General features: G+C 62.5%; 30 protein-coding genes. 9 read left to right on the forward strand and 21 right to left on the reverse strand.

Annotated elements, in window-relative coordinates; translation table 11 throughout:
- Positions 1 to 4 precede the first annotated feature (4 nt).
- A complete protein-coding gene (locus tag RA29_RS12255; protein WP_039686362.1) occupies positions 5 to 1,675 on the forward strand; it encodes a ribonuclease J in 1,671 nt (556 codons plus the stop codon).
- Between the two features lie 42 nt (positions 1,676 to 1,717).
- Here RA29_RS12255 and RA29_RS12260 read toward each other — a convergent pair whose 3' ends face one another.
- The 5 genes from RA29_RS12260 to RA29_RS12275 all read right to left on the reverse strand — a co-directional run bounded on the left by RA29_RS12260 (position 1,718) and on the right by RA29_RS12275 (position 6,544).
- Entirely contained in the window at positions 1,718 to 3,118 is a 1,401-nt protein-coding gene (locus RA29_RS12260; protein WP_039686364.1) for a DEAD/DEAH box helicase, read from the reverse strand.
- A 124-nt stretch (positions 3,119 to 3,242) separates the two neighbouring features.
- The gene (locus tag RA29_RS12265) at positions 3,243 to 3,887 is read right to left on the reverse strand and encodes a hypothetical protein (protein ID WP_241462604.1); all 645 of its coding nucleotides are present in this window, start codon (positions 3,885 to 3,887) and stop codon (positions 3,243 to 3,245) included.
- Positions 3,854 to 4,195: a glycosyltransferase family 2 protein gene (locus RA29_RS23580; RefSeq protein WP_241462605.1), complete on the reverse strand. Its 342-nt coding sequence runs from the start codon at positions 4,193 to 4,195 to the stop codon at positions 3,854 to 3,856. Before RA29_RS23580 ends, RA29_RS12265 begins: the two co-directional genes overlap by 34 nt.
- Positions 4,192 to 4,929: a hypothetical protein gene (locus RA29_RS12270; protein WP_039686366.1), complete on the reverse strand. Its 738-nt coding sequence runs from the start codon at positions 4,927 to 4,929 to the stop codon at positions 4,192 to 4,194. Before RA29_RS12270 ends, RA29_RS23580 begins: the two co-directional genes overlap by 4 nt.
- Positions 4,930 to 4,933: 4 nt before the next feature.
- A complete protein-coding gene (locus tag RA29_RS12275) occupies positions 4,934 to 6,544 on the reverse strand; it encodes a peptide chain release factor 3 (protein WP_039686367.1) in 1,611 nt (536 codons plus the stop codon).
- A 170-nt stretch (positions 6,545 to 6,714) separates the two neighbouring features.
- Between RA29_RS12275 and RA29_RS12280 the strand changes: the two genes are divergently transcribed.
- Complete coding sequence (locus tag RA29_RS12280) at positions 6,715 to 7,089, forward strand: BrnA antitoxin family protein (RefSeq protein WP_039686369.1); 375 nt, start codon at positions 6,715 to 6,717, stop codon at positions 7,087 to 7,089.
- Positions 7,090 to 7,157: 68 nt separating this feature from the next.
- The gene (locus tag RA29_RS12285) at positions 7,158 to 7,523 is read left to right on the forward strand and encodes a SnoaL-like domain-containing protein (protein WP_039686372.1); all 366 of its coding nucleotides are present in this window, start codon (positions 7,158 to 7,160) and stop codon (positions 7,521 to 7,523) included.
- On the opposite strand, the gene RA29_RS12290 is transcribed toward RA29_RS12285, so the two are convergent.
- Together RA29_RS12290 and RA29_RS12295 are read right to left on the reverse strand one after the other, a co-directional pair.
- A complete protein-coding gene (locus tag RA29_RS12290; protein WP_039686373.1) occupies positions 7,524 to 8,363 on the reverse strand; it encodes a universal stress protein in 840 nt (279 codons plus the stop codon).
- Between the two features lie 84 nt (positions 8,364 to 8,447).
- The gene (locus RA29_RS12295) at positions 8,448 to 9,449 is read right to left on the reverse strand and encodes a Hint domain-containing protein (protein WP_039686376.1); all 1,002 of its coding nucleotides are present in this window, start codon (positions 9,447 to 9,449) and stop codon (positions 8,448 to 8,450) included.
- A gap of 135 nt (positions 9,450 to 9,584) precedes the next feature.
- Between RA29_RS12295 and RA29_RS12300 the strand changes: the two genes are divergently transcribed.
- Complete coding sequence (locus RA29_RS12300) at positions 9,585 to 10,364, forward strand: SDR family oxidoreductase (protein ID WP_039686378.1); 780 nt, start codon at positions 9,585 to 9,587, stop codon at positions 10,362 to 10,364.
- Positions 10,365 to 10,545: 181 nt separating this feature from the next.
- Positions 10,546 to 11,673, forward strand: coding sequence for a DNA alkylation repair protein (locus tag RA29_RS12305; protein WP_039686380.1), 1,128 nt, complete (start codon positions 10,546 to 10,548; stop codon positions 11,671 to 11,673).
- 58 nt (positions 11,674 to 11,731) lie between these two features.
- Here RA29_RS12305 and RA29_RS12310 read toward each other — a convergent pair whose 3' ends face one another.
- From RA29_RS12310 to RA29_RS12335, 6 genes are all read right to left on the reverse strand, one after another.
- Complete coding sequence (locus RA29_RS12310; protein WP_039686382.1) at positions 11,732 to 12,073, reverse strand: Lin0512 family protein; 342 nt, start codon at positions 12,071 to 12,073, stop codon at positions 11,732 to 11,734.
- A complete protein-coding gene (locus RA29_RS12315; protein ID WP_039686384.1) occupies positions 12,066 to 12,413 on the reverse strand; it encodes a Lin0512 family protein in 348 nt (115 codons plus the stop codon). Before RA29_RS12315 ends, RA29_RS12310 begins: the two co-directional genes overlap by 8 nt.
- Positions 12,410 to 13,498, reverse strand: a complete 1,089-nt coding sequence (locus RA29_RS12320) for an ABC transporter ATP-binding protein (protein WP_082029559.1) — start codon at positions 13,496 to 13,498, stop codon at positions 12,410 to 12,412. The genes RA29_RS12315 and RA29_RS12320 overlap by 4 nt, the downstream gene beginning before the upstream one ends.
- Before the next feature lie 36 nt (positions 13,499 to 13,534).
- Positions 13,535 to 14,890, reverse strand: a complete 1,356-nt coding sequence (locus tag RA29_RS12325; RefSeq protein ID WP_039686387.1) for a sodium:proline symporter — start codon at positions 14,888 to 14,890, stop codon at positions 13,535 to 13,537.
- A 104-nt stretch (positions 14,891 to 14,994) separates the two neighbouring features.
- Positions 14,995 to 15,666, reverse strand: coding sequence for a YafY family protein (locus RA29_RS12330; protein WP_039686389.1), 672 nt, complete (start codon positions 15,664 to 15,666; stop codon positions 14,995 to 14,997).
- A gap of 1 nt (position 15,667) precedes the next feature.
- The gene (locus tag RA29_RS12335; protein WP_039687747.1) at positions 15,668 to 15,970 is read right to left on the reverse strand and encodes a hypothetical protein; all 303 of its coding nucleotides are present in this window, start codon (positions 15,968 to 15,970) and stop codon (positions 15,668 to 15,670) included.
- Between the two features lie 212 nt (positions 15,971 to 16,182).
- Here RA29_RS12335 and RA29_RS12340 point away from each other — a divergent pair, with 212 nt between their 5' ends.
- From RA29_RS12340 to RA29_RS12355, 4 genes are read left to right on the forward strand one after another with little or no spacing between them, the layout of a single operon-like run.
- Entirely contained in the window at positions 16,183 to 16,401 is a 219-nt protein-coding gene (locus RA29_RS12340; protein WP_039686391.1) for a twin-arginine translocase TatA/TatE family subunit, read from the forward strand.
- A gap of 3 nt (positions 16,402 to 16,404) precedes the next feature.
- A complete protein-coding gene (gene tatB / locus RA29_RS12345) occupies positions 16,405 to 16,869 on the forward strand; it encodes a Sec-independent protein translocase protein TatB (protein WP_039686393.1) in 465 nt (154 codons plus the stop codon).
- On the forward strand, positions 16,870 to 17,796 hold the full coding sequence (locus RA29_RS12350; RefSeq protein ID WP_039686395.1) for a twin-arginine translocase subunit TatC: 927 nt from the start codon (positions 16,870 to 16,872) through the stop codon (positions 17,794 to 17,796).
- A complete protein-coding gene (locus RA29_RS12355; protein ID WP_152613006.1) occupies positions 17,793 to 18,635 on the forward strand; it encodes an ATP-binding protein in 843 nt (280 codons plus the stop codon). Before RA29_RS12350 ends, RA29_RS12355 begins: the two co-directional genes overlap by 4 nt.
- Here RA29_RS12355 and RA29_RS12360 read toward each other — a convergent pair.
- The 8 genes from RA29_RS12360 to purF all read right to left on the reverse strand — a co-directional run bounded on the left by RA29_RS12360 (position 18,632) and on the right by purF (position 25,724).
- Positions 18,632 to 19,672, reverse strand: a complete 1,041-nt coding sequence (locus tag RA29_RS12360) for a Hint domain-containing protein (RefSeq protein WP_039687749.1) — start codon at positions 19,670 to 19,672, stop codon at positions 18,632 to 18,634. The genes RA29_RS12355 and RA29_RS12360 overlap by 4 nt on opposite strands.
- Positions 19,673 to 19,834: 162 nt before the next feature.
- Complete coding sequence (locus RA29_RS12365; protein WP_039686396.1) at positions 19,835 to 21,025, reverse strand: LysM peptidoglycan-binding domain-containing protein; 1,191 nt, start codon at positions 21,023 to 21,025, stop codon at positions 19,835 to 19,837.
- Between the two features lie 69 nt (positions 21,026 to 21,094).
- Positions 21,095 to 21,742 (reverse strand): protein-L-isoaspartate(D-aspartate) O-methyltransferase, encoded by a 648-nt coding sequence (locus RA29_RS12370; RefSeq protein WP_039686398.1) that lies wholly within the window; start codon positions 21,740 to 21,742, stop codon positions 21,095 to 21,097.
- Positions 21,739 to 22,521 carry a 5'/3'-nucleotidase SurE gene (gene surE, locus RA29_RS12375; protein WP_039686400.1) on the reverse strand — a complete coding sequence of 261 codons (783 nt, stop codon included), beginning with the start codon at positions 22,519 to 22,521 and terminating at the stop codon, positions 21,739 to 21,741. Before surE ends, RA29_RS12370 begins: the two co-directional genes overlap by 4 nt.
- 219 nt (positions 22,522 to 22,740) lie before the next feature.
- Positions 22,741 to 23,382 (reverse strand): SDR family oxidoreductase, encoded by a 642-nt coding sequence (locus RA29_RS12380; protein ID WP_039686402.1) that lies wholly within the window; start codon positions 23,380 to 23,382, stop codon positions 22,741 to 22,743.
- Positions 23,383 to 23,413: 31 nt separating this feature from the next.
- Positions 23,414 to 23,686: a hypothetical protein gene (locus RA29_RS12385; RefSeq protein WP_039686404.1), complete on the reverse strand. Its 273-nt coding sequence runs from the start codon at positions 23,684 to 23,686 to the stop codon at positions 23,414 to 23,416.
- A gap of 126 nt (positions 23,687 to 23,812) precedes the next feature.
- Positions 23,813 to 24,217: a hypothetical protein gene (locus RA29_RS21950; protein ID WP_152613007.1), complete on the reverse strand. Its 405-nt coding sequence runs from the start codon at positions 24,215 to 24,217 to the stop codon at positions 23,813 to 23,815.
- A gap of 52 nt (positions 24,218 to 24,269) precedes the next feature.
- The gene (gene purF / locus RA29_RS12395; protein ID WP_039686406.1) at positions 24,270 to 25,724 is read right to left on the reverse strand and encodes an amidophosphoribosyltransferase; all 1,455 of its coding nucleotides are present in this window, start codon (positions 25,722 to 25,724) and stop codon (positions 24,270 to 24,272) included.
- Between the last annotated feature and the right edge of the window lie 101 nt (positions 25,725 to 25,825).

Consider the following 25,825-nt stretch of genomic DNA (forward strand, 5'->3'; position numbering starts at 1 on the left):
ACTTATGAGCAGTGAACGTTTGATCTACCTGCCCCTCGGGGGGGCGGGTGAAATTGGTATGAATGCCTATGTCTATGGGTACGGGCCGCAGGATGCCGAGCGGCTGATCGTGGTCGATCTGGGCGTGGCCTTTCCCGATATGGACGGCACACCGGGCGTGGATCTGATCCTGCCCGACATTGCCTGGCTGGCAGAGCGGAAGGACCGGATTGACGGTATCTTTGTCACCCACGCGCACGAGGACCACGTCGGCGCTGTGGCCCACACCTATGAGCAGCTTGGCGCACCGATCTATGCACGCCCCTTCACCGCGAACATCGCGCGGCGGAAGATGGACGAACACGGGCACCCCGACAATGCCGTGCGTGTTGTGGCGGGCTGGCCCGATCAGGTGCAGGCGGGGCCGTTCAAGGTGGGCTTTCTGCCGATGTCCCACTCGATCCCGGAAAGTGCAGGCCTGATCATCGACAGCCCCGAGGGCCGCGTGATCCACTCCGGTGATTTCAAGCTGGACCCGACCCCTGTGGTGGGTGAACCCTTTGACCCGGACCTGTGGGCCGAGGTCAGCAAGGACGGGGTCAGGGCGCTGATTTGTGACAGCACCAACGTCTTTTCGCAGCATCCCGGTCGGTCTGAACTGTCCTTGGGACCGGAGATCGAGAAGCTGGTGCGCGGGCACGAGACGGGGATGGTTGTGGCGACGACCTTCGCCTCCAACGTGGCGCGGGTGAAGACGCTGGCTGAGGCTGGTGTCGCTGCTGGGCGGTCTATCGTTCTGCTGGGCCGCGCGATGCGCCGGATGATTGAGGCTGCCATTGAGACGGGCGTGCTGACTGATTTCCCGACCGTTGTCAGCCCCGAGGATGCAAAGAGCATTCCGCGCGAAAACCTGATGTTGTTGGTGACTGGTTCGCAGGGTGAGCGGCGGGCAGCCTCTGCCCAACTGGCAAATGGCAAGTATATGGGGTTGGAGCTGAAGGAAGGGGACCTGTTTTTGTTCTCCTCCAAGACCATTCCGGGCAATGAAAAGGGTGTGATCCGCATCATCAACCAGCTCTCTGAGAAGGGTGTGGATGTTGTTGATGATTCCTCTGGCCTCTATCACGTGTCGGGCCACGCCAATGGCCCTGATCTGGAGCGGTTGCAGGACATCGTGAACCCGCAGATCGTTGTGCCGATGCACGGCGAACACCGGCACTTGCGTGCGCATGTTAAGCTGGCCGAGGGCAAGGGCCGTACGGGTGTGCTGGCTGTGAACGGGATGATGATTGATCTGTCGGGTAACGCGCCGACCGTGGCCGAATATATCGAAACCGGACGGACGTATCTGGACGGTGCGGTCCAAATTGGCGCGCTCGACGGTGTTGTCCGCGACCGTATCCGCATGGCGCTGAACGGGCATGTGCTGGTGACACTGATCCTCGATGAAGAGGATGAGCCATTGGGCGAGCCGTGGTGCGAGCTGATGGGACTGGCGGAGACGGGGCGGTCGAAGGCCGCGCTGGTCGAGGTGCTGGAAGAAGATCTGGGTCAGTTCCTGGGCCGGGCCGATGCCAAGACGCTGCGCGACGACGACAGCCTGACCGAAGCATTGCGCCGGATCGTGCGCAAGTCAGCGCAGGACGAGATTGGCAAGAAGCCGGAAGTGACCGTGGTGATTAGCCGGATGCATTGAAAAAGGCGGACCAGGGTCCGCCTTACAATTGCGTGGCGCCCGTTAGCTGGCCATGCGCTCTTCGAAGCTCAGGCCGATGAAGCTGGGGGTGTGATCGCCCAAGCCCACGACCTTGTTCGTGCTGCGATCATCGCGTGACGACGACGAACGGCTGCGGCTGGAAGAGGAGCGGCTGCGGGATGGCTTCGTCTCTTCGCTGGTCGCTGTGGTTTCTACCGTCTCTTCGGTTTTCGAAGAGGACCGGCTGCGTGTGGACTTCGGTTTGTCTTCTTTCTCGTCTGCCGGTTTCGACGATTTCACCGGGTTGTCGAGGCGCGGGATTTCCTTCTGGATCAGCTTTTCGACGGCATCGAACTGCTTTTCATCGCGCGGCACGCAGATGGTGATCGCCTTGCCCTCACGACCTGCGCGGCCCGTCCGGCCAATACGGTGCACGTAGTCCTCGGGGTGGCCGGGGACGTCGAAGTTGAACACGTGACTGACCGACGGCACATCAAGCCCGCGAGCGGCCACGTCAGAGGCCACCAGGATACGCAGCTCACCATTGCGGAACCCTTCGAGCGTGCGGGTCCGTTGTGACTGGTCGAGATCGCCGTGGATCGGGGCCGCGTCATATTTGTATTTTTTCAAAGACTTGGCTACGATATCTACATCCGTCTTGCGGTTGCAGAAGATGATCCCGTTGGTCAGCTTCTCGCCCTCGGCGTCGATCAGGCCGCGCAGCACTTTGCGCTTTTCCGATGCCTCGCGGTCCTTGCGCGAGCCTTTGAACATGACCACACCCTGTTCAATCGTCTCGGATGCGGTGGCTTGGCGGGCCACTTCGATGCGTTCGGGGTTCGACAGGAAAGTGTTTGTGATCCGCTCGATCTCGGGCGCCATGGTGGCGGAGAAGAACAGGGTTTGGCGGGTGAACGGCGTCAGGCCGAAGATGCGTTCGATGTCGGGGATGAAGCCCATGTCGAGCATCCGGTCGGCTTCGTCCACGACCATGACCTTTACGTCGTTCAGGATCAGCTTGCCACGCTCGAAATGGTCAAGCAGGCGGCCGGGGGTGGCAATCAGAACGTCGACGCCCTTGTCGATCAGGATGTCCTGTTCCTTGAAGCTGACGCCGCCGATCAGCAGCGCCTTGGACAGCTTCACATACTTGGCGTAGGTGTCGAAGTTCTCGGCCACCTGTGCTGCCAGTTCGCGCGTGGGACACAGCACAAGGCTGCGCGGCATGCGCGCGCGAGCGCGGCCACGTGCAAGCGCGGTGATGAGAGGCAGGGTGAAGCTGGCGGTTTTGCCTGTACCAGTTTGGGCGATGCCCAAGACGTCGCGCCCTTCGAGGGCGGCGGGAATCGCGCCTGCCTGAATGGGCGTCGGGTTTTCATACCCGGCTTCTGCGATGGCTTTCAGGACCTTTGTGTTCAGGTTCAGATCAGAGAATTTTGTCATGTATGTCCGTAGGTTGCGGACACTGACTTGGCCCGCTGCGTCTGGTGATGTCGGCCCGATTGGCCCAAGTGGAGGCACCGTGCCCCGACATGCTGCGCGTGCATAGCAAAGGTGCCGCGTTCCGTCAAACGGGCGCGTCGGGGAAGTGTTTTGCCAACAGGGCGTCGAGGTTCAGGTCAACCTCGCGCAGCGCCCCGTGTGCTTGAAGCCGTGCGCGCATGTCCGGGCTATCGCCGATCACTTCGTCGTAAAAGGCGCGCAGGCCGCTCTCTCCGTCGTTGGCTTCGAGATAGTGAAAGAGGTCATGCAAGGTCATGCCCCCGTTTTCGGGCTTCTTGGCCGGTTTCAACTCGGCGCGGTAAGAGCCCTTGCTGAGCCTGTAGTCGTACGCAGCGCGCCATGCGGTCCATGATGTTGCATGACAATGCGCAAGCGCGATGTCCGGCAATTCGACTGCGTTGGGGATGATCTGGTCGTTTTGAAAGGCGTTGTGAATCCGGATCTGGACATCGGGCAGGCTCGTGCGGACAAAGAGTTTTCCGGCCACGTGACTGAGAAAGCCGCCCGTAAGGTAATCACCGAATGTGGGGTAGATGGCGCGGACCGTTTTTGCGCGGTTTGGCCCTGCTGGAAGAAACGTCTTGAAGGCGGTGTCTGATCCACCCAGCAACTCCATCGGCCTGACCCGGGCCAGTGTTTGGCCACGGTCCAGAGCGGCCAGGGACTGCCCGACTGTCAGGTCCGACACAAGGAACTCGTCGGCATCCATGTGAATTCGTCGGCATCCATGTGAATGAGCCAATCAACCTCCGCCCGTCGGTGGTAAGCATGCGTGGCATTCATGGTTTGCCGGGCCTGATGCTTGACGGGCCGACGTCCGCCCAGCTTTTTCCAATGTGCTGCATCGCAGGTCTGAACGCGCACTTTAGGATGATCTTTCAGTGGGTTGAAGGCAGCCGGGTTGTCATCATCGAGGTAGATATAGAGCCGATGCGCACCCAGCTCGATGTGATAGGCCGCAAAGCGCAGAATGTCGGCTGCAGGTGCCAGGATGGTTGCGGACAGTCCCCAGTTCATTCAATTGCCTTGTATGCTTGCATACGCGCGAAGACGGTTGCGCGGTCGTTCATCAGCATGCGGAGCATGCGCATGGCGAGGGGCCGCATCGTCCTTTCGCGTTCCGCGAGTTGCCACAGGCGGGCCAACAGAACCTTGTCGAGGTCGCCCTTTTCGATGGAATAGGGCGGCATGTCGAGGCCGAGAGGCGGGCGGTGTTTGTGGCGGACGAATTTCATCTTTTCATGCCCTGGCTTGCCAGTGCACCTGCGTTCGCTGTCGTGCAATTTGATCAGATCAAACAGGGTTGACAGCCCCATGCCAAGTGCGCGTTGATCCCCGGTTTCGCCGCAATCCGCGAAAGTGGTGGTTGCAGAGATCAGCCACCTGACACTTAGCGTATCAGCGAGTTTTCTGCCTTCCTCGCGCCATATGCGGAAGAACAGAGGCATGGCGGCGGGGGGTGGTTTATTGCGCCGTGATATTGCGATGAGCAGCGCGTGAAGGTGAAGAATTTGCGGCGCACCTTCGAATTCTTTCTGCAATTCCAGATGCTTGCGTCGAATGTCGTAGCGAGGCGTATCCGAGTATTTCAGCGTTGCGGCTGGTACGGTGCGGTCCCAGAGTGGTGTCAGATCAGAGGTCAGAGGCGGCAAAAGATCAGCGGCATTTTCAAAGGGACGCTGCCGCCTTTCCAGGAACCTCATGAGCGAGACATAGTCGCCAGGATAGATTGAGCTTTCGTCTGCGCCCATCCGCCTAGACCATCATTTCCTTTGTGGCACTGAGCGTAATGTCGGGGTAATCCCGCGCCACGCGGTCGATGTCCCATTGCAGGCGGGTGAGGTAGACGATGTCGCCATCGTGGTCGTGACTGATGTGCTGCTTGTTACTTTCTGTAAATTTATCAACGGCTTGTTTGTCACCGCTCACCCAGCGGGCAGAGGTGAATTGAGATTGTTCGAACCGCACGGGCAGTCCGTATTCCAACTCGATCCGGCTGGCGAGCACCTCGAATTGCAGCGCGCCCACGACGCCGACGATAAAGCCCGAGCCGATGGACGGTTTGAAAACCTTGGCAGCGCCTTCCTCTGCAAATTGCATCAGCGCCTTTTCCAGATGTTTCGCCTTGAGCGGATCACCGGCACGGACGCCTTGCAAGAGTTCAGGCGCAAAGCTGGGAATACCCGTAACACGCAAAGCTTCACCTTCGGTTAACGTGTCGCCGATGCGCAGTTGGCCGTGGTTCGGGATGCCGATGATATCGCCGGCCCATGCTTCTTCCGCAAGCTCACGGTCGGAGGCGAGGAACATGACCGGGTTCGAGATCGCCATGGGTTTTTTGGACCGGACATGGGTCAGTTTCATGCCTCGTTTGAAGTGGCCCGACGCCATGCGGAGGAAAGCTACGCGGTCGCGGTGCTTGGGGTCCATGTTGGCCTGCACTTTGAAGACAAAGCCGGAAACCTTTGATTCTTCGGGCGAAATCTGGCGGGGCTCCGCGGATTGCACCTGCGGTTCGGGGCCGTAGTTCGCGATGCCATCCATCAGTTCCTTGACGCCGAAGGAGTTGATGGCGGAGCCGAACCATATGGGAGTGAGCGTGCCCTGGAGCATCGCCTCAGGGTCCAGCGGGGGCAGCAGCTCGCGCGCCATTTCCAGCTCTTCGCGGAGTTGGTTCAGTTGTGCTTCGGGCACGTGGTCAGCGAGCTTGGGATCGTCCAAGCCATTGATTTCAATGCTTTCCGCGACCTTGTTGCGGTCGGCGCGGTCCATCAGCTCCAGCCGGTCGCGTAGGATGTCGTAGCAGCCGATGAAGTCGCGGCCCATGCCGATGGGCCATGACGCAGGCGTCACGTCGATGGCCAGGTTTTCCTGAATTTCGTCAATGATCTCAAAGACGTCGCGGCTTTCGCGGTCCATCTTGTTGCAAAACGTCAGGATCGGCAGGTCGCGCAGGCGGCAGACCTCGAACAGCTTTTGGGTCTGGCTCTCAACCCCCTTGGCCCCGTCGATGACCATGATCGCGGCGTCCACTGCGGTGAGCGTGCGATAGGTGTCTTCGGAGAAGTCGGAGTGGCCGGGCGTATCCACAAGATTGAACCGGAACGTGTTGGTTTTACTTGTGAAATCGAAGGACATGGCGGAGGCGGAGACCGAGATGCCGCGGTCTTTTTCCATCGCCATGAAGTCAGAACGGGTGCGCCGTGCCTCGCCCTTGGCCCGCACCTGTCCGGCCATCTGGATGGCGCCGCCAAACAGAAGGAATTTCTCGGTCAGGGTCGTCTTGCCCGCGTCGGGGTGCGAGATGATCGCGAAGGTGCGGCGGCGGGCGATTTCGGGGGGCAATGCGGGGCGATTGTCTAGCATGAGCGCCGTATATCGGGGGGCGTCAAAGGGGGCAACACCGGGGTGTCACCCCCTGTGCACCATGCGTACACCCCCTGTGCACCGGGAGCGCACGCATGGCTCAGGATGCATTAAGGATTTGGTGACAGTCTTGCGCGTGACCGACACGACCCAACGCATGAGGTGTAGCAATGTGGGGACCAAAGAATAAGGCGCAGCTTGATCTGCAAGTGACCCTGGACCGTCATCAGGACGCGATGCGTCGCACGCATATCGAGGACTCGATCCCGATGGCCTGGAACGGACTTGACAGTTTTGATGGTGTGGCACCGCACAAGACGCGGGTGACCATTCGGCTGGATGCCGACATGGTGAAGTGGTTTCGCAAGCTGGGTCCAAATTATTCGCAACGGATGAATGATGTTTTGCGCATCTATTGGTCTGCGCTGATGGGCGGCCAGATCAGCGCGTATATCGGAGATGATCCGATGCCGCGGATGCAGTTGGAGATGAACGATTTGAACCGTCGGCTGAAAGAGCAGAACGCGGAAATGGGGATTACCTGACGGTACTGCCAAAAACTGACAGTGGGTAGGCGTAGGGTGTATCCTGTCACCAACGGAAAGGACACCCCATGTCACTGAACGATGTCGCCAAGGAACTGGTTGCAGGTTGCCGCGAGGGTCGCGAGACCGAAAACCTTGAAAAGCTTTATGCCGCTGATGTGGTGTCCGTCGAGGCCATGGATATGGGGCAGGGGCGCGAGACCCATGGCCTTGATGGGATCCGGGGCAAACACGCCTGGTGGGACGGCACCTTTGAGGTGATCGAGGCGGACGTGTCCGATCCGTTCCCGCATGGCGACGACCGCTTTGCCGTGACCTTTGCCGTGAAGGCCAAGAACAAGGAAACCGGCGAGGTCACCGATATGAACGAGGTGGCCGTCTATCACGTTGCGGATGGCAAGATCACCCGTGAGGAGTTTTTCTACGGGCCGTGATCAGGGCCGCGCGATCAGCACGTCGCAGGGCGGATCGAGCATGAGGTCCGTGGCCAGCGATCCAAGCAGGCTGCGGGCCGATCCGACCCGCCCGTGGGCGCCCACGGCAAGCAGGTCGACATCGCCCAGTTCCACCTTGCTGCGCAGGATGGGCATGGGCGCACCGGGCAGGATTTGGATGTCGCTCATGTGCGATGTGGGCAGCGTTTCGGAGGCGAGCCAGCTTCGGGCCGAGGCTTCGGCTTCCTTGCGGAAGGATGCTTCGATTGCGTCGCCTGCCGCCTGGGTGCGCGACAGCCGCCCGGCATAGGGCACGTTGAGCGCGTGGACGGGGTGCAGCTTGGCCTCTGGCGCGATGGAATGGGCCATGCGCAAGGCCGCGCTGCTGGCCGGTGAGAAGTCGCAAGCAGAAACTACGTTTTCATAGTGGTGGTCGGCCCGGTCTGTGACCAGCAGCACAGGTGTCGAGGTGTGCCGGACGATGCGCTGCATCGTCGTCTCGCGCAAGAGGTCGAGGAAGGGGCGGACGCGGTGCGTGCCCATGACCAGCAGGTCCACATCCGCAGTACACGCGTGCAGGATGTCGGTGGTTGGGTCGCCGGGTTCGGCCCGGACCGTGACATTCACCCCCACGCAGACAGAGCTCACGAACCGGTCGAGGGCGGCGCGTGTTTTGGCGTGGAGCGTATCAATGACCTCGGCCGGCATGGCGTCGTCCATCACCGTCAGCACCGTCAGCGCGGCGCCATGCGCGCGCGCGATATGGGCCGCCCGGCGCACGGCCCGGTCCGAGCGCGTGGACAGGTCGGTTGCCACCAGGATCGAGGTCAGTTTGGTCATCGAAGTCTCCGTTCCAGATCGTTAAATCCGGTATGGAGCAACGCCCGTCAGAACGGGTTGATCTGCGTCAACCGTGCCGCGATTTCAGCGGGTGGATGCACGCTTGAGCAGTTCGGCCGCATCGGGCCGGTCGAGAAGTGTTTCGGTCACGTCGAGCCCAGACAGCCCCCCGTCCATATGCGCCGTGAGACGGGCCGACATCTCGATCGGGACGACCGGTGCGGTGCGGGTGTCGATCAGCAGGGATTCCGCGGCGATCCCCTCGGCATAGATGATCTGGTGGGTGTCAAAGAGCAGTTCGAAATAATCGACAAAGCCGCCGTCCTGGACCGTTACGCTGTCGCCGTTCACGAGGTGCCGCGCCTTGACCAGCAGTTCGGAGCGTCCGGCCCCCAGCCGGTCCTTGCGCTGGTAGATGAAGAGCCGGTGGTCGGGTGAGACGATCAGGTCGCGGTCGTTGTTGAGCGTGCCCGCCCGGATGCGGATGGGGGCGAAGTCACCCGTCGCCCGCACGGTGGACTGGCCGACCCAGCGCACCTCTTGTACGCCGTCATTGCGGGTGAGGACCCGGTCGCCGACGTCCAGCTCTTCGATCGGTTTCTGGGCTCCGGAGGCCATCGTGATATGGGTGCCGCGGGTGAACCGGGCGCAGGCGAGGTGGGCGAATTTGGTGCGCGCCTCCTCCCGGTCGATGCCTACGAGGTTGTAGGGTGTGCGTGGGGCGAGTGCCGCGAGCGGCAGCAAGTAGATGTCGGCGATATGGCCGTCGGCATCCACTTCGACCAGCACGATGGCGTCGGTGATATGCCCATCCGGCGACATCAGTGTCAGCGCGCAGTCGAGGTGGATGGCCGCTCCCGGCATGCCGCATTCGCTGCCGCCTGCCACGACCATGTGTGTGGCGTCGCCTGCATGCAGGGCCAGACGTGTGAGGTGGGTATGCGGCGACAGGGTATAGACGTCGTCGAGCATCAATTCGCCGGCGGGTGCCAGCGCGTCGCCGAGATTCGCACCCTGGCTCACCACAAAGCCGCCGCCGCGATAGACGGGCATGCTTTGCGCAGGCGTGAGGGCGGTGTCGGTCATGTGGAGGCTCGGTGTTACGTCTATGTCTTTTAACGTAGAATTGTGGCGGGGGTCGGTCAACGGTTCGGCGTTTTGCTGGCGCATTGGTGAGCGGGCCGTTACCTGTTGGGATCAGACGAGACTGGGAGAGTGATCATGGATCTGGGAATTGCTGGCAAGCGGGCGGTTGTGTGTGCGTCGTCCAAGGGATTGGGCCTGGGTTGTGCGGAGGCGTTGGCTGCGGCGGGTGTGCATCTGGTGATGAATGCGCGCGGGTCGGATGCGCTGGAAGCATCGGCCGAGGCCATTCGCGCGGCCCATGGGGTTGAGGTTGCGACCGTGGCAGCTGATGTGACGACGGCCGAGGGGCAGGCTGCGTTGATCGAGGCCGCAGGTGACGCGGACATCCTCGTTAACAATGCGGGCGGGCCGCCTCCGGGCATGTGGCATGACTGGGACCGGGACGATTTTATTGCGGCCCTTGATGCAAACATGCTTGCCCCCATTGCGCTGATCAAGGCGCTGGTGCCCGGCATGATGGATCGCGGCTGGGGCCGGGTGGTCAACATCACCTCGCAATCGGTGAAGGCGCCCATTCCGGTGCTGGGCCTGTCCAATTCGGCACGTGCGGGGCTGACGGGCTATGTGGCGGGCACGTCGCGTCAGGTGGCGAACAAAGGGGTGACGATCAACAACCTGTTGCCGGGCATTCATGCCACTGACCGGGCTGATGCGCTCGATGGTGGTGTGATGAAGGCCAAGGGGATCACGCTGGAGGAGGCGCGGGCAGAACGCGCGGCCACGATTCCGGCGGGGCGCTATGGGACGCGGGAAGAGTTTGGCGCGGCCTGTGCGTTCCTGTGTTCGCAGCATGCCGGGTTCATCGTTGGGCAGAACTTGCTGCTGGATGGCGGGGCGACTGTCGCCACGATTTAGGAGGCCGCGACTGCGCAGGCACACGCGGCCAGTGGCAACGACTGCTTTTGTTTGCAAAAGCTGTCAGCCACACCGTGGAGTATCTGAGCGCCCCGGTCTGCGATTGCTGTCAAATTCTGTCAGTTTCCCGGGTGTATTCGGGGCGCTGACGCAACCCGTTTTGAAGTGAAGGATAGACCGCATGGCCAAGGCGCAGCCGACGTTTTCGTTAAAAGATCAGCTCTTTAATGCAGAGAGTTTAGGTGATCTGGCGGATGAGTTTGCGGCAGGTGTGTCGGGGTTTGACCGGGAGGCGTTTCGCGCGGCGGCGTTGTCGGGGATTGCGGATCGGTCTTTGATGGAATGTCTGGATTGGTTTGCCGATTGTCTGGAGCCGCATCTGGCGTCTGACTTTCCGACCATGGCGGATCAGTTGGAGGCGGCGATGCCGCCCCGCTTGGACCCGTCTTTGCGCGATGATGATTTTGGGCGGTTCATTCATGCGGTTCCGGGTGTGCTGGCGGTGCGCCATGGGCTGGAGGATCATCGGGAGCGGGCGCTGGACCTGCTTTATGAGGCGACGCAGCGGTTTTCGATGGAGTTCTACATCCGCGCGTTTTTAAACCGGTGGCCGGAGAAGACACTTGCCCGGCTGGAGGCGTGGGCGGGGGATGAGAACTACCACGTGCGGCGTCTGGTGAGCGAGGGCACGCGGCCCAAGTTGCCCTGGGCACGGAAGGTGGAATTGACGCTGGACCAGACCTTGCCCCTGCTGGACCTTTTGCAGGCGGACGGGACGCGGTTTGTCACGCGGTCGGTGGCGAACCATCTGAACGATGTGGCGAAGACGGAGCCGGACGCCGTTTTGGGCCGGTTGGAGGCTTGGGAAGCAGACGGTTCGCAGGATGCGAAGGAGCGGACGTGGATGCAGCGCCATGCCTTGCGCACGCTGGTGAAGGATGGGCATCCGGGGGCGATGGCGATGCTTGGCTATCGCGGGGATGCGCCGGTGGATGTGTCTTTGGACATTGGTACGCCGACCGTCGCTTTAGGCGATGCGCTGGAGTTTTCGGTGACCCTTGAGGCGGATGTGGCGTTGCCGGTGTTGGTGGATTACCGCATCCGTTTTGCCCGCCCGAACGGCAAGAGCGGGGAGAAGGTGTTCAAGCTGAAGGTGGCGGAGGTGAAGCCGGGTAAGCCGCTGGTGCTGAAGAAGGTGCACAAGCTGAAGGCCAATGCGACGACCTTTGAGCTGCATCCGGGTCCGCATGGGCTGGTCGTGCAGGTGAACGGCGTGGACCGGGTGGAGGCGTCGTTCGAGATTGTGTGAGGTCGGTCGGGTGCTCTGTTTTGCGCTTGTGCGCAAAAGGCGCCCACCCGCCGACCCTTTAGTCCGTGCGTTTCGGTAGGAAAACCTCGATGGCTGCCACGGCCATGAGGGCTACATCGCCCGCGACTGGGACGTCTAGGCCGCCTTTTTCAGCGATGACCTCTACCGTGCCGTAGGGCAGCAGGTCTGCGATGGCGTCCGTGTCCACGTTCTCGGGCCGTGGGGTTGAGACGTGAACAACCACGCGCATCGTGTTCCGATCTACGTCGAGCGTGTTGAAGATCGGCAGGGACGCCCCTTGCAGCGCCTGTTCGACGGCGCGGCGCGCGGCCTTGGTGTCGTCGCGCCCGTGCAGGTCCACGCCTTGGGCCATTTCGATGATGAGCCGTTGTTCAGGCATTTGGCACCTCCACCGAGACAATCAGCGCGGCTTGGGCCATCACTGTTGGGTTGCCGGTCCCTTCGGGGCGGGCGACGTCGAGGCCGCCTTCGGACACGGTGAAAGACGTCTCTCCGTAAGGAAAGACCTCGGCCAGCACCGAGGTGTCCACGAGGTCGGGGCGGGCGCAGCCGATATGGACGTCGATCACCATGTCCTCTTTGCCGACGCCCATGTATTCGGCGAGGTTGATCGAGTTGCGCCAGAGAGCGGCGCGCACGGCGCGGGCCGCGGCCTCGGTATAGCTGCCGCGGCGGAGCGAGGTGCCGAGGCCAAATTCAACGATCATCGGTCCGCTCATTCTGCGACCTCCTGTCTGGGGAACACATAGCATTTGTCGCGGCGTACGCGCAGCCACATCACGGTTTGCGGCTGCGGCAGGAAGACGCCCGGTACGGTGCATTTGATCACCGCACCGCTGTCGTCGAGGCGGAATTCCACGAGGCTTTCATTGCCCATGAAACGCGCGCGCAAGACTTGGGCGCGGGCGGCGGTGCCCTCGGTGGCTGTGGGGGCGGGGCCGACGCCTGCGCGGTCGAAGTCGATTTTGACGTGCTGGGGGCGGAACACGATGTCCACAAGCGTGCCGTCGGCCACGCCGGGGGCGAGGAAGGGGCCGAAGGGGGTGACGGCGAGTGCGCCATCGACCACAGCGCCGAAGCGGTTGGCGTCGGAGAAGAAGGCAACGGAGGCGCGGTCGACGGGCCTTGTGTATACGTTGTAGGGCGCGCCCTGTTGCACGATCTGGCCGTCGCGCATGAGCGCGATTTCGTCGGCCATGCGCATGGCTTCCTCGGGCTCGTGGGTGACGAGCAGGACGGCGGTGTCCTCTTCCTTGAGGATGGCGAGGGTTTCGTCGCGGATGCCGTCGCGCAGGCGGTTGTCGAGGCCGGAGAAGGGTTCATCCATCAGCATGATGCGGGGCCGTGGGGCGAGGGCGCGGGCGAGCGCGATGCGTTGCTGTTCGCCGCCCGAGAGCTGGTGGGGGTACATGTCGATGAAGCGGGACATGCGGACGCGGTCGAGCATTTCCTCGACCCGGGCGCGTTTTTCGTCGCGGGAGCCGGTGAGGCCGTAGGCGATGTTGCCCTCGACACTCAGGTGCGGAAAGAGCGCGAAGTCCTGGAACATCAGTCCGATTTCGCGCCGTTCGGGGGGCACGCGGAAACGGGTGTCGCAGATAAGCGCGCCGTCGACGTAGATTTCGCCGGTGTCCTGCATCTCGACCCCGGCGATCATGCGCAGGGTCGTGGACTTGCCGCAGCCTGAGGGCCCCAGCAGGCATGTCACCTGGCCCGGCAGGATCGACAGGCTAACGCCATCGACCACGCGTCGCCCACCAAAGCTGCGCACAAGGTTGCGAATTTCCAGCCGAGGCGTTGTCACGGCATCCCCATTCCCGATCAAAACAGTCGGGAGGTATCAGGCCCGGCGCGCGCCCGCAAGCACTGCGGCAAAGCCTGCGACAAGAACGAACACGCAGATGATGAGGAGCTGTTCGTATTTGTGCCCATCGGGGAGGATGGCGGAGAAGGTGGGCCAGCTGCGTCCGAAATACGCGAGTGCGCCCAGTATGGCGGCGGCGAAGGCGGCGAGGTAGGACCATGTGGGGATGCTGCGGCCCATGACCAGTCCGACGATAAGGACGGGGGCGAGGAACATGGACGCTGTGCCACTGACAGCGACGGCGTCGAAGAGCGTGGCGTTGCCCCAGAGCGTGAGCACTGTGCCGAGGACCATGAAGACCAGCATGACGGCCCGTCCGCCCATGAGTGTGCGGGGTGCCAGCGACAGTTCTTCGACCACAAGTCGGGCGGACGAGGAGAGGGCGGAGTCTAGCGTTGAGAGGGCCGAGACCAGAAGCGACAGCATCAGAAGGGCGAAGACCCATGTTGGGAACATGCCCGCCCACGTGGTGATCAGCTCGCCTTCGTATTCGGCGCCTATGAGGCTCGCCTGGATGCCGAAAAAGCCGAAGCCGATGATGCAGAGAACCGAGAGCCAGAAGGCGTGGAGGAAGGAGCGGCGTGTCGTGTCTTCGTCCGCGATGAAGCCGCGGTCCATCATCACAGGATCGTGGGCGGGGTAGGAGAAGACCTGGAGCGCTGCGACCGCCAGCAGGACCCAGCCGTTCCATGCACCCGAGGTGCCGGGGGCTGTGAGGACGGCGCCGAGCGAAAAGCCGGGGCTGAGGATGAGGAAGACGAAGGCCACGCCGAAGACGGCGAGGAAGACCAGCATTTGTACGACGTCGGTGCGCAGGGCGGCGCTGAGCCCGCCCCAGGCGGAATAGGCGAGGCCGACGATGGCGACGATGAGGATGGCGGCCGTGCCGCTGCCCTCGATCACCGCGCTGGCGATCAGGCCGACGACGAGGAGGTTGGCGAAGACCTCGGACAACAGGCGGAGGGCGATGACGAGATTGTAGGCCGTGGTGCCGGTTGCGCCGAAGTGGTTCGACAGCCAGTCCTGCACCGATCCGGCCCCTTGGGCACGCAGGCGCGCGACGATGAAGCCGCCGGTGAGGAAACTGCCGTAGTAGGCGGCGTAAGCCAGTGTGCCCGCGATACCGTAGAAGTAGCCGAGGATGGCGGCGTTCATCAGCGACCGGGCGAAGATCCAAGTGGTGACCTGGCTCAGCACCAGCACCCAGAGGCCCGGTGCCTGTCCCGCGATGTGGCCGGCATAGAACCCCTCGACCGTGGCGCGGCGGGGGGCGGCGAGCACGCTGGCCCCGATCAAAACGACAAACAAGGCGACGAGGGCGGCAGGGGTCATGGCGGGCCTTTCGGTTCGGGGGTTTTCTTGAGGGTTAGCAGGCGGTTGGGCGGGCTGCCACCCGGCCTGACAGCTTTGTGAACCGTGCGGTTCCTTACGCTAGCTCAAAGGTTCGGATCGTAGTCCGACAGACGCTTGCCCGGCTCGTCCACGAACATCTCGGGCAGGGCTTCGGCGCTTTGGATAAGGTCGACGCGGAAGACGCGGAAATCGTCGCGCAACTCGCACCATGAGGTGAGTGTCCAGACGCGGCCCCAGTATTCCATGTGCAGGGGGCGGATGGTGCGAGTGGTGATCCGGTCGCCTTTGGAATGGTAGGTGAGCTGTAGCTTCTGCTTGGCCCGGATGGCGGCGCGCAGGGTGGGCATCTGGGCAAAGCCGCGCACAGCATCGGCAAAGGGGTAGACCGCGAATTTCCATTTGTCGGCCTCTGCCACCGTGCGTTCGGGCAGGATGGCGTCGATCTTGTCCGCCAGCGTGCGGGCGGCGGATTTGAGCGTGTCATCCGCCGCCTCGGCCACGATGGCCATGCCGAGGTTGAGCGCCTCAAGTTCTTCGGTCGTGAGGGTGAGGGGGGGCAGGCTGATCGCCTCGGTGATCATGTAGCCGACGCCGCGCTCGCCCTGTACTGGCACGCCCGAGGCGACTAGCGTGTCCATATCGCGGTAGATGGTGCGCACCGACACCTCGCAGGCATCCGCGATCTCTTGCGCCCGATGCAGTTTGCCGTCGCGCAGGATCTGGATGATGTCAAAGAGGCGGTCGGTGCGGCGCATGTTACTCCTGTTGCAGATGGACTTGGGCGTGCCGCATGCTCGCGCTGGGCCCGTCGATCATCTTGACGAATGGTTCGGCGGCAGGGTGTTGCCTGATCTGTGCCGCTGCGCTCTTGGCCGCCTCCAGCGAGGTCCAGAGGATGTGGTCGGTCCAGAGGCCGTCATCATCTACGCTGAGGTGGCGGCTGATCATGCCGCCGGTTTCCTGCAGGAACGGCTCCATATCTGCCGCGGCCTTGGCAAAGGCGTGCGGGTCGGAGCCCGGCAAGAGGCGGAAGGTGACGATTTCTGCGGTTGTGGTCATGGTTTCAATCTCCATCGGGTTGCGATGGGGTGGGTATGGCAAGGCGCTACTGACACTAACCTGTCAGTTGAGTGGGGGCTATCGGAATTTTTCTGAAAAAGTCCCGGTCTCGTGATCGCCACGGGCCTCCGTGCCCTTTTCGCAGCCGCAGCACGCCCATAGAACAGGACGCGACAGGCGGCACTGCGTCGCCAGAGACATGGGAGAGACCAATGGGAATTGGAAATATCGGACTTCCGGGCCTGCTGCTGATCGCCGTTGTGGTGCTGGTGCTGTTTGGCCGGGGCAAAATCTCGAGCCTGATGGGTGAGGTCGGCAAGGGCATCACCAGCTTCAAGAAGGGCATCAATGAGGGCAAGGAAGAGCTGGAAGCGGCCAAGGCGGAAGAGGCCAAGGACGTGACCCCCGAGGCCGACAAAGACAAGGTTTAAGCCATGTTTGACCTTGGCCTGGCCGAGCTGCTGATCATCGGGATCGTGGCGCTTATCGTCATTGGCCCCAAGGAGCTGCCCGTTGTCTTCCGCAATGTGGGTCGCTTTGTGGGCAAGGCCCGCGGTATGGCGCGCGAGTTTTCGACGGCCATGAATCAGGCGGCGGATGAGGCGGGCGTGAAGGACATTCAGCGCACCATCAATACAGCCGCCAATCCGATGAAAAGCGCGATGGATGGGGTGAAGGAGGCGACGCGGGACATGACGTCGTCGCTGACGGACCTTGATCCGGAGAGTGAGACGGGCAAGCTGGCGGCCGAAAAGGCTGAACGGGCTGAGAATGCGCGGAAAATTCAGGCCGCAACCGCACGCGCCCAAGCCGAGCGCAAGGCCAAGGAGGCCGCCGATGCGCTGGCCAAGGCAGAAGAGTTGGAAGCGCAGGCCCCCGCGGCCCCGAAAGAGAGCTAGATGAGCCAGACTGAAGAGTTAGACGACAGCACGGCACCGCTGATCGAACACCTGGCCGAGCTGCGCACGCGGCTTATCCGGTCAGTGATCGCGTTCATCATAGCGATTACTGTGTTCTTTATCCCCATTCAGGGGGATTTTATTGCCGTTCACGTGCTGAACTTCCTGATGGAGCCTATTGTCGAGACGCTGCGCGATCTTGGGGATCCGTCTCCTACGCTGCAATACACGTCTCCGCAGGAATACCTGTTCACGCTGTTCCGCATCTCGATGGTGTTTGGGTTTGCGCTGGCGTTTCCTGTGATCGGGTTTCAGATGTGGCGGTTCGTGGCGCCGGGGCTGTACCGGCAGGAGAAGAACGCCTTTCTGCCGTTCCTGATTGCGTCGCCGGTGATGTTTTTGCTCGGTGCAAGTTTTGCCCAGTTCGTGGTGACACCGCTGGCCATGGCGTTTTTCCTGGGCTTTGCCGACGTGTCGTCGGTGCTGGCGATTGTTTTTGGGGAGCCGGAAACATTGCCCGATGGTGCGGTCATCACGCCAGAAGCGAGTGAGGGGCCGACCATCACTTTCTTCGGGAAGGTGAACGAAAGCCTTGATATCACTCTGAAATTCATCATGGCTTTTGGGCTGTGCTTTCAGCTTCCGGTGCTCTTGACCCTGATGGGCAAGGCGGGGCTGGTGAGTGCAGAGGGCCTCGCCAATGTGCGTAAGTACGCGATGGTGGGCATTCTGGTGCTGGCCGCTGTCGTGACGCCGCCCGATGTTATCACTCAGTTGATCTTGTTTACTGTGGTCTATGGCCTTTACGAGGTGTCGATTTGGCTTGTGCGCAGGGTGGAGAACAAGCGCGAGGCGAAGCTGCGCGCTGAAGGGTACTATGACGACGAAGACGATCTGGGCGATCTGCCTGAGGGTGACGCCAAGTGATCAACGACCCTTTGGACCGCATTGCAGCGGCGTTGGAGCGTATGTCCCCTGCGCCGCTGGAGGCCCCTGATTTCAGCGCCGCATCAGCTTTTGTCTGGCAGACAGATCCGGACCGGCTGGAGCCTGTGCCGCAGGTGAGCCGCGTGCCTTTGGATTTGTTGCTGGGTGTGGACCGGTCGCGTGATACGCTGCTTGCGAATACCCGGCAGTTTGCCAAGGGATTGCCTGCGAACAATGCTCTCTTGTGGGGTGCGCGTGGGATGGGGAAATCAAGCCTTGTCAAAGCAATACACGGCGCACTTGAAGTTGAACATGAGGCGCTGAAGATCGTAGAATTGCACCGTGAAGACCTGCCGTCGGTCGGTCGGTTGCTCTCCGTGCTGCGCGAGGCACCGGATGCCCGGTTTATCCTGTTTTGCGATGATCTGAGCTTTAGCCATGACGATCAGCACTACAAATCGCTCAAGGCGGTGCTCGATGGCGGGATCGAGGGGCGACCGGACAACGTGATCCTTTATGCCACGTCGAACCGCCGGCATCTGATGCCGCGCGACATGATCGAGAACGAGCGGGGCAGTGCCATCAACCCGTCCGAGGCGGTGGAGGAGAAGGTGAGCCTGTCCGACCGCTTCGGCCTGTGGCTGGGCTTTCACGCCTGCGATCAGGACCAGTATCTGGGCATGATCCGGGGCTATTGCGCCGCCTACGGTGTCGAGATTGACGATGACACGCTGTGGGCCGAGGCCATTGAATGGCAGGCGACACGCGGGTCCCGCTCGGGCCGGGTGGCGTGGCAGTATTTCTGCGATCTGGCTGGGCGGCGCGGCGTCGCGCTTTAGGCGGCTAGAAGCTGAGCCTCGTATCCTTTGAGGCAGGGGGCGCACATCGGACCGTAGGCGGTCAGATCGGGGAAGAGCCGTTCGATCTCATCCCGCGCAGGATCGCCCACTGTACCCATGGCGATTGCGCCGGGGTAGAGTGTTTCGCTCCAGATGCCGTGGGAGTGCACGACATTGTGCCGTTCCAGCAGGATGTGGTGATAGGTCACAAGCCCGCCTGACTTGCGATATACACCATCCATGCACAGCAGATCCTTGGCCCGCACAAGCACCTCGTCCTGTCCGTAGAGCAGCTGGGCCCGCCAGTCGGTCAGCAGGATGGCGTGCTGTGGCGAGACGATCAGATCGCTGTCATTGTGCAGCGTGCCTGCCGTGATGACGATGGGGGCGAGGTCATCTGTGGCGACAACGGTTGTGTGGCCTGTCCATAGGATGGGTTGGGGGCCGTCCTCTGCGGTCAATACGAGGTCGCCTGCGGCAAGTGTTTCGATAGCGCGGGGCCCATAGGGCGTGTCGATCATCATCCCCGACGCAAAACAGACAACCGTGCCGCCGAGGCTGGTATGTGGCACCAACTCGCCGTTGTCGGTGATGCCGCCGACGGTGAGGTCGGTATCGGCGGGCGGAAAGCCATCGGGGAAGATCAGGAAGTACCCGTCTTCGTCCGTAGCGCCCGCATCCGCGCCGTCGTTGAGATCATTGTCGTTGTTGAGGTCCACGTCGATGACAGCGACTTCCCACGTCGTGGTCCCGTCGGTGACGGTAAAGGTGTAGTCCCAGATCAGTTGCCGGTCGACGCCGTCGATGGTGACGGTCTGTTCGCCGATCTGGCCGATCCGTTCCTGGTTCTGCACCGTTTCATTGTTGGCGCCGTCGCCGTTGAAGTTCGTGGCGCCGTCATTCTCATTCACAACGAAGTAGGTGGTGTCGCCCGTGTAGCGCCATGTGCCGGAGGGGGCGAAGGCGTAGTTGTTGGCACTGCCGTTGACTGTTGTCTGAGTGCCGCGCAGTGCGCTGTAACCATAGAAAACGGGCATATTTCCGAACCAGTCCAAGTCTTTTTGTTGGATTGGTTCTGAATCCGAAACATGGCAATCTTGCGGCCAATTTCGCTGAATTAAGGCAAAATTGAGGCAAATTTGCAGAGAATGTGGCAGCGCTGCCCGCGCAGGTTGAGGCGGGCGCGCCTTGCCTGGCTGTTATTCGAAGAAGGGGTTTGGATTGACGCTGTCGAAGCCGTCCCGCACCTCGAAATGCAGGTAGGCCGTGTCGGCCGTGTCGCGCAGTTTTGCGATGGATTGCCCCCGCGACACGCTGTCCCCTTTGGCCACGGTCACATCCGCGACATTGGCATAGACGGTCAGCAGGTTGTCGGGGTGGCGGATCACGATGATCGGCACACCGTCGGCGCTTTTGGTGATGGCGGCCACGGTGCCATCTGCGGCGGCGCTGACTGCGCTGCCGGGGGCGGCCTGGATGTCGATGCCTTCGTTACGGCCTTTTGCGTAGTCCCGGATGATTGTGCCCTGCAGCGGCAGTGCCATGTCCGTCGCGCGGGTCGGAGCGCTGGGTTGACCGACATCGGCCACCGGCTCGTCAGGCACGGGCGCGGCCTCGGTCGGTGCGGCGGTGTCGTCATCGGGCAGGGGCTGTGCGGCGCTGGGGGGCAGGGGCGTGGGCGAGCCTGCCCCGGGTGCGGTTGTCCCGGTGTCGTTTGGTCGTGTGGGCGCGGCCTCTCGCGCAACGGGGATGAGCAGGAACTGCCCCTCGCGCACGGCAAAGTCGGCGCCGAGGCCGTTCCATTCCGCCAGCGATTTGACCGGCACTTGATAGAGACGTGCGATGGTAAAGGCCGTCTCGCCCCGTTCGACCTTGTGCCGGACGGGTTCCTGTCCCGTCTGGGGGGCAGGTGTGGTGGGTGTCTGGGCAACGGGTGTAGGGGCTGCATTGTCGATGGCGTTGCCGGCCAGCGTTGTGACGTCCACGGCACCCGGTTGGATGGGTCCCGTGCCAAAGGCCCCGGTTGCGGGTGAGGGTTCAGAGACGCGGCGGGGCAGGGCAATCACTTCGCCTGCGCGCAATGGGACATCTGCGCCAACCCCGTTGAACCGGGCCAATTCGTCGGCGGGCAGGCCCACACGGGTTGCAATGTCAGAGAGTGTATCGCCACGCTCGGCCACCGCGACCTGGTAATTCGGATAGGAAATCACGCCTCGGTCATCCGGACGGGGGCGGTCGGCGGTGATGTTCTGCACGGCGGGCGCGGTTGAGAAGCCGCCGCCCAGACCCCTCAGGTCGAAGTCCAGCGGCTCGTCACAGGCGGCAAGCACCAGCAAGCCACAGGTTGCCATCATCAGGGGCGCACGGCTGCGCTGCTTTGTCGGGATCATCTGCGTCGTCCTCTGCCGGACCCCTCGTGGGTGGGGGCCTTGTCGGTTCGGCGTTAATTTACACCAGTTTCAGTCTTTGCCCAAGCCTTCAAGCAAGGGAACGAAGCGCACATCGCGCAATTCATCATATTCGAGGCCCGTTGCCGTCTTGTGCACGCGGATCAGGCTTTGAACGGCATCCGATTGGCCCACGGGCAGCACCATGATCCCGCCCTCTTTCAATTGGCCGAGCAGAGGGCCGGGCGGGTCTTCGGCGGCGGCGGTGACGATGATGCGGTCGAAGGGGGCCTGGTCGGGCAGCCCGTGCGAGCCGTCGCCGGTGATGGCCGTGATCGTATGCAGGTTCAGCTCGTCAAAGATGTCGCGCGCCTCGCGCACGAGCCGCCGGTGCCGGTCGATGGTGTAGACGCGGCGGGCGAGCTTCGCGAGGATGGCCGCCTGGTAGCCCGAGCCGGTGCCGATTTCGAGCACCTTGTCGCGCGGTGTGACGTTCAGCGCCTGCGTCATCAGCCCCACGACCGACGGCTGGCTGATTGTTTGGCCACAGGCGATGGGCAGAGGCATATCCTCGTAGGCCCTTTCGGCAAAGAGCCCACGGACAAAGGGGCCGCGGTCGATCTCCTCCATTGCGCCCAGCACCCGCGCGTCTGTGACCCCTTTGGATCGCAGGGCGTAGAGGAACTGCATCTTGCGCGTGGCGAGATCGTCGTCGGTCATGTGGCGATGGGTCCGAGCTGGTCCAGCATGTCATGGGCTGTCAGGTCCGCGCGCATCGGCGTGACCGAGATATAGCCGTCGAGGTTCACCGCCGCGTCTGTGTCTGGTGCTGTCGGCACTTGCTGGTCGCCCCCCCGGATCCAGAGGAAGTAACGGCCGTTGGGTGATTGCATCTGTTCGGTGTGAAAGCCCAAGCCGGGCCGCAGACCTTGTGGGACGATCCGGGTGCCTTTGACAGATGCCGCAGCGACGGGCGGGATGTTGACGTTGTAGAACAGCTGGTAGCCGGGCTGCACCTGCGGCGTGGCGGCGACAATCCGCTCAATCAGGGCTTTGCAGTGGGTGGCTGAGGCTTCGAACGGGTCGTCGAGAGCGCGGTTTTCGGGGCCGAAATACTGCGATAGCGCGATGGAGAGCACGCCCTGCAGCGCCCCTTCGATGGCGGCGCCGAGCGTGCCGGAGTAGAGCGCATTTTCAGCCGAGTTATTGCCCCGGTTCACGCCCGACAGGATCAGGTCGGGGGGACCGTCGAGCACCTGGTGCAGCCCGGCCAGCACGCAGTCTGCAGGTGAGCCTTCGACCGTGAAGCGGTTGGGGCCGATCTGCTGGTACATGAAGGGGCGGGCATAGTTGATACAGTGCGCTACGCCCGATTGCTCGAAGGCGGGGGCCACCGTGGTGACCTGTCCATCCGGTCCCGCCACTTCGACCGCGATCCGTTCCAGCACCGCAAGCCCGGGGGCCGAGATACCGTCGTCATTTGTGATGAGAATGCGCATGTTATGCCCCTTTGCGCCTTACTATGGGCCTATGTCGCCTGGGGCAACTGCGGGAGCCTCCGGCGGGGATTTTTTTGAAACAGGGAAGGGGGACCGTCGCGCAAAGGCCGCAGTGCGGCGTTTGAGGTTCGAATGGGCGGAGCCGTGGACCGTTGCGTGGTCGCTACTCAAGGATTGCGACGTGGCGAGACAGCTGTTGGGTCGCTGGAACTCGCGATGTCAGATGCCGAATTCTGACAGGATACGCTTTGCTTCCACCGTTGGATCGTGCAGCGTTGCGCGGTCTTCTCCGGGGTGGAAGCGCGCGCGGGTGGCTGTTGGCATCGGATTGGGGGTCGCGATGTGGACCTTTGGACCCGTTTTGACAGTCTCGGCCTGCCAGCTTTTGGCCAATGCGATCTGAGCTGCCTTTGTAGCACCATAGGCACCGTAGAAGGGTTGTCCGCTGACGGGGTCGTTCAGAAACACGGCTTGCCCATCGATCCCGAGAAGCGGGGCGATATAGGTGATGAGCGTCGCCGTCGCAGCCACATTGCCCGCAATGGACTTCGACATGTCCTTTTCCCCGATCATGTTGGCCGGGGCCAGTGGTGCGGCGTGGATGGCGCAGTGCACCCATAGATCAAGGCTGCCCCAACGGTCGAATATGCCGCGGCACAGGGTTTGCATGGCTGCATCATTGGCGATGTCCATGGGGGCCAGCGTTGCGGCTCCGCCTGCTTCCTTGATCCGGTCGTCCAACTCTTCCAGCGCGCCGGTGGTTTTGGCGACGGCAACGATGTGGTGGGTCGGGGCAAGGGCCAGCGCCATGGCGGCGCCGAGGCCGCGGGACGCTCCGGTGATCAGGGCAGTTTTGGTCATGGCCCGGTCTTGCCCTGCGCGGGCGGGGGCGTCAAGCGGCGCTAGCGTCCGGCATGGGCAGTGTCAGCGTGCGTTGGCCCATACCGCCGTTCAGCACGATCCGATCCTCGCCAATCGCGATGACCGTTCCCTGACGCAGACTGTCACCCACCTGCACCATGCGCGTCTGCCCACCGCCCGAGCGCAGCAGGGCGCGGCGGTTGCTGTCCGAGCCCGCGATGCCCAGCAATTGCAGGTTGCGCAAGGGCAGCGCCCCGCGCTGGGTCGCCAGATCAGCCGTGATGTCGTTGGTCTCTTCGCTCATGACGGGGTCCTGCGCTTTTGTCGAAGCGGGCCGCTAGCACGAGGTTCGGGCAGGGGAAATGGGGGTGGGAGGTGATGCGCAAAGCCTTGCCCATTGACCTTTGGGCAAGTGGCAGCGGGGTGCTGATCAGCGTGCGCGTTTCGCCTTGTGGTAGGTGAGTGTCAGGTGCGCGAGTTGCCACACGGCGTCTTCGTCCAGCGGAACGTGGGTTTCAAACGCCAGCGCCCGCCGGCCGTCATTGTGGAACTGCCCGGGAAAGCGGGTGTCCATCTGCGCGGCGAGGTCCGTCTTGCAATCAACAAAGGCCAGCAGCCTGTCCGGAGTCGAAGGCGACCAGTCCACGCGCAAGGTGGACCCGGTGCGCGCCCGCTTGGGCCGCCATGCGGGTTGGCCCCATTTGAGGCTTTCGTCCAGGGCGCCGATCTCGGCGGAGGTGGCGACGTCATGCACCAGCGCTCGGGTGCGCATGAAATGCGACTGTGCGGCTTCGGGCCAGGTTTCGACGCGGGCGAGGATATCGGTGGGTGTCATGTCCATAGCGCCACTGTGGGTCATGGCCCTGACAGGTTTCGTCAGGAGGGTGCTATTCCGCCGCCTTCATCTCGAAACCCTTTTCGATCATGTCGGCGGGCTCGACCGGGTACTCGCCCGAGAAACAGGCATCACAATACTGCGGGCTGGAGGCGTCGCGACCATTGGCTTCACCCACGGCGCGGTAGAGGCCGTTGAGCGAGATGAACTTGAGGCTGTCGACGCCAAGATGCTCGCGCATCTCTTCCTCGCTCATGGTGGCTGCCAGCAGCTTTTCGCGTTGGGGCGTGTCGACGCCGTAGAAACAGGGCCAAGCCGTGGGCGGCGAGGCGATGCGGAAATGAACCTCTTTCGCGCCCGCGTCGAGGATCATCTCCTTGATCTTGCGGGATGTTGTGCCGCGCACCACGCTGTCATCGACGAGGATCACGCGCTTGCCGCGGATCAGGGCGCGGTTCACGTTAAGCTTCAGGCGCACACCCATGTTGCGGATCTGCTCCGTCGGCTCGATGAAGGTGCGTCCCATATACTGGTTGCGGATGATGCCCATGGCGTAGGGGATGCCCGATTCCAGCGAATAACCGATGGCCGCCGGTGTACCGCTGTCGGGAACGGGGCAGACGAGGTCCGCTTCGACTGGGTTTTCCTTGGCCAGTTCGCGCCCGATGTTTTCGCGCGTTTCATAGACCGAACGACCACCGAGGATGCTATCGGGGCGGCTGAAATACACGTGTTCGAAGATGCAAAAGCGTGGCTTTTGCGGACGGAAGGGGAAGCGGCTTTCGATACCGTGGTCAGTGATAACAACCATCTCGCCAGGTTCGATTTCACGTACGAACTCGGCGCCGATGATGTCGAGCGCGCAGGTTTCGGAACTCAGCACATAGCCGGTGTCCAGCTTGCCCAGCACCAGCGGGCGGACCCCAAGCGCGTCGCGTACGCCAATCAGCTTGGTGCGGGTCATTGCGACGACGGAAAATGCGCCTTCTACCCGGCGCAGGGCGTCTTCCATCCGTTCGGGGATGTTGCGTTGCAGCGACCGCGCCATCAGGTGGATGATGCATTCGCTGTCGGACGAGCTTTGGAAGATCGAGCCGCGCTCGATCAGCTCGCGCCGCAGGGCGTCGGCATTGGTGATGTTGCCGTTGTGGGCGATGGCGGCACCGCCCATTGCGAACTCGCCAAAGAACGGTTGCACGTCGCGGATGGCGGTTTGCCCTTTGGACCCGGCGGTGGAGTAGCGGACGTGGCCGATAGACAGCGAGCCGGGCAGTGTTTCCATCACGTCCTGGCTGGTGAAATTGTCGCGCACATAGCCAAAGCGCCGGGCAGAGTTGAAGCCGTGGTCTGGGTGGTGGGCGACGATCCCGCCCGCCTCTTGCCCCCGGTGTTGCAGCGCGTGCAGGCCGAGGGCTACGAAGTTGGCTGCGTCCTTGGTCCCGAGGACCCCGAAAACCCCGCACTCTTCCTTGAGTTTGTCATCATCAAAGGGGTGGGCTGGCGGCATATGCGCTTGCGCGGCGAGGTCGGACAAGAGGCAGCTCCGAATCCATGGATGGGGTATGGGCGCGGTGTACCAAGCCCGGGTGCGCCTGTCACGAAAGGATC

It is taken from the genome of Tateyamaria sp. ANG-S1 (assembly GCF_000814025.1).
In the GTDB taxonomy this organism is placed as follows: Bacteria; Pseudomonadota; Alphaproteobacteria; order Rhodobacterales; family Rhodobacteraceae; genus Tateyamaria.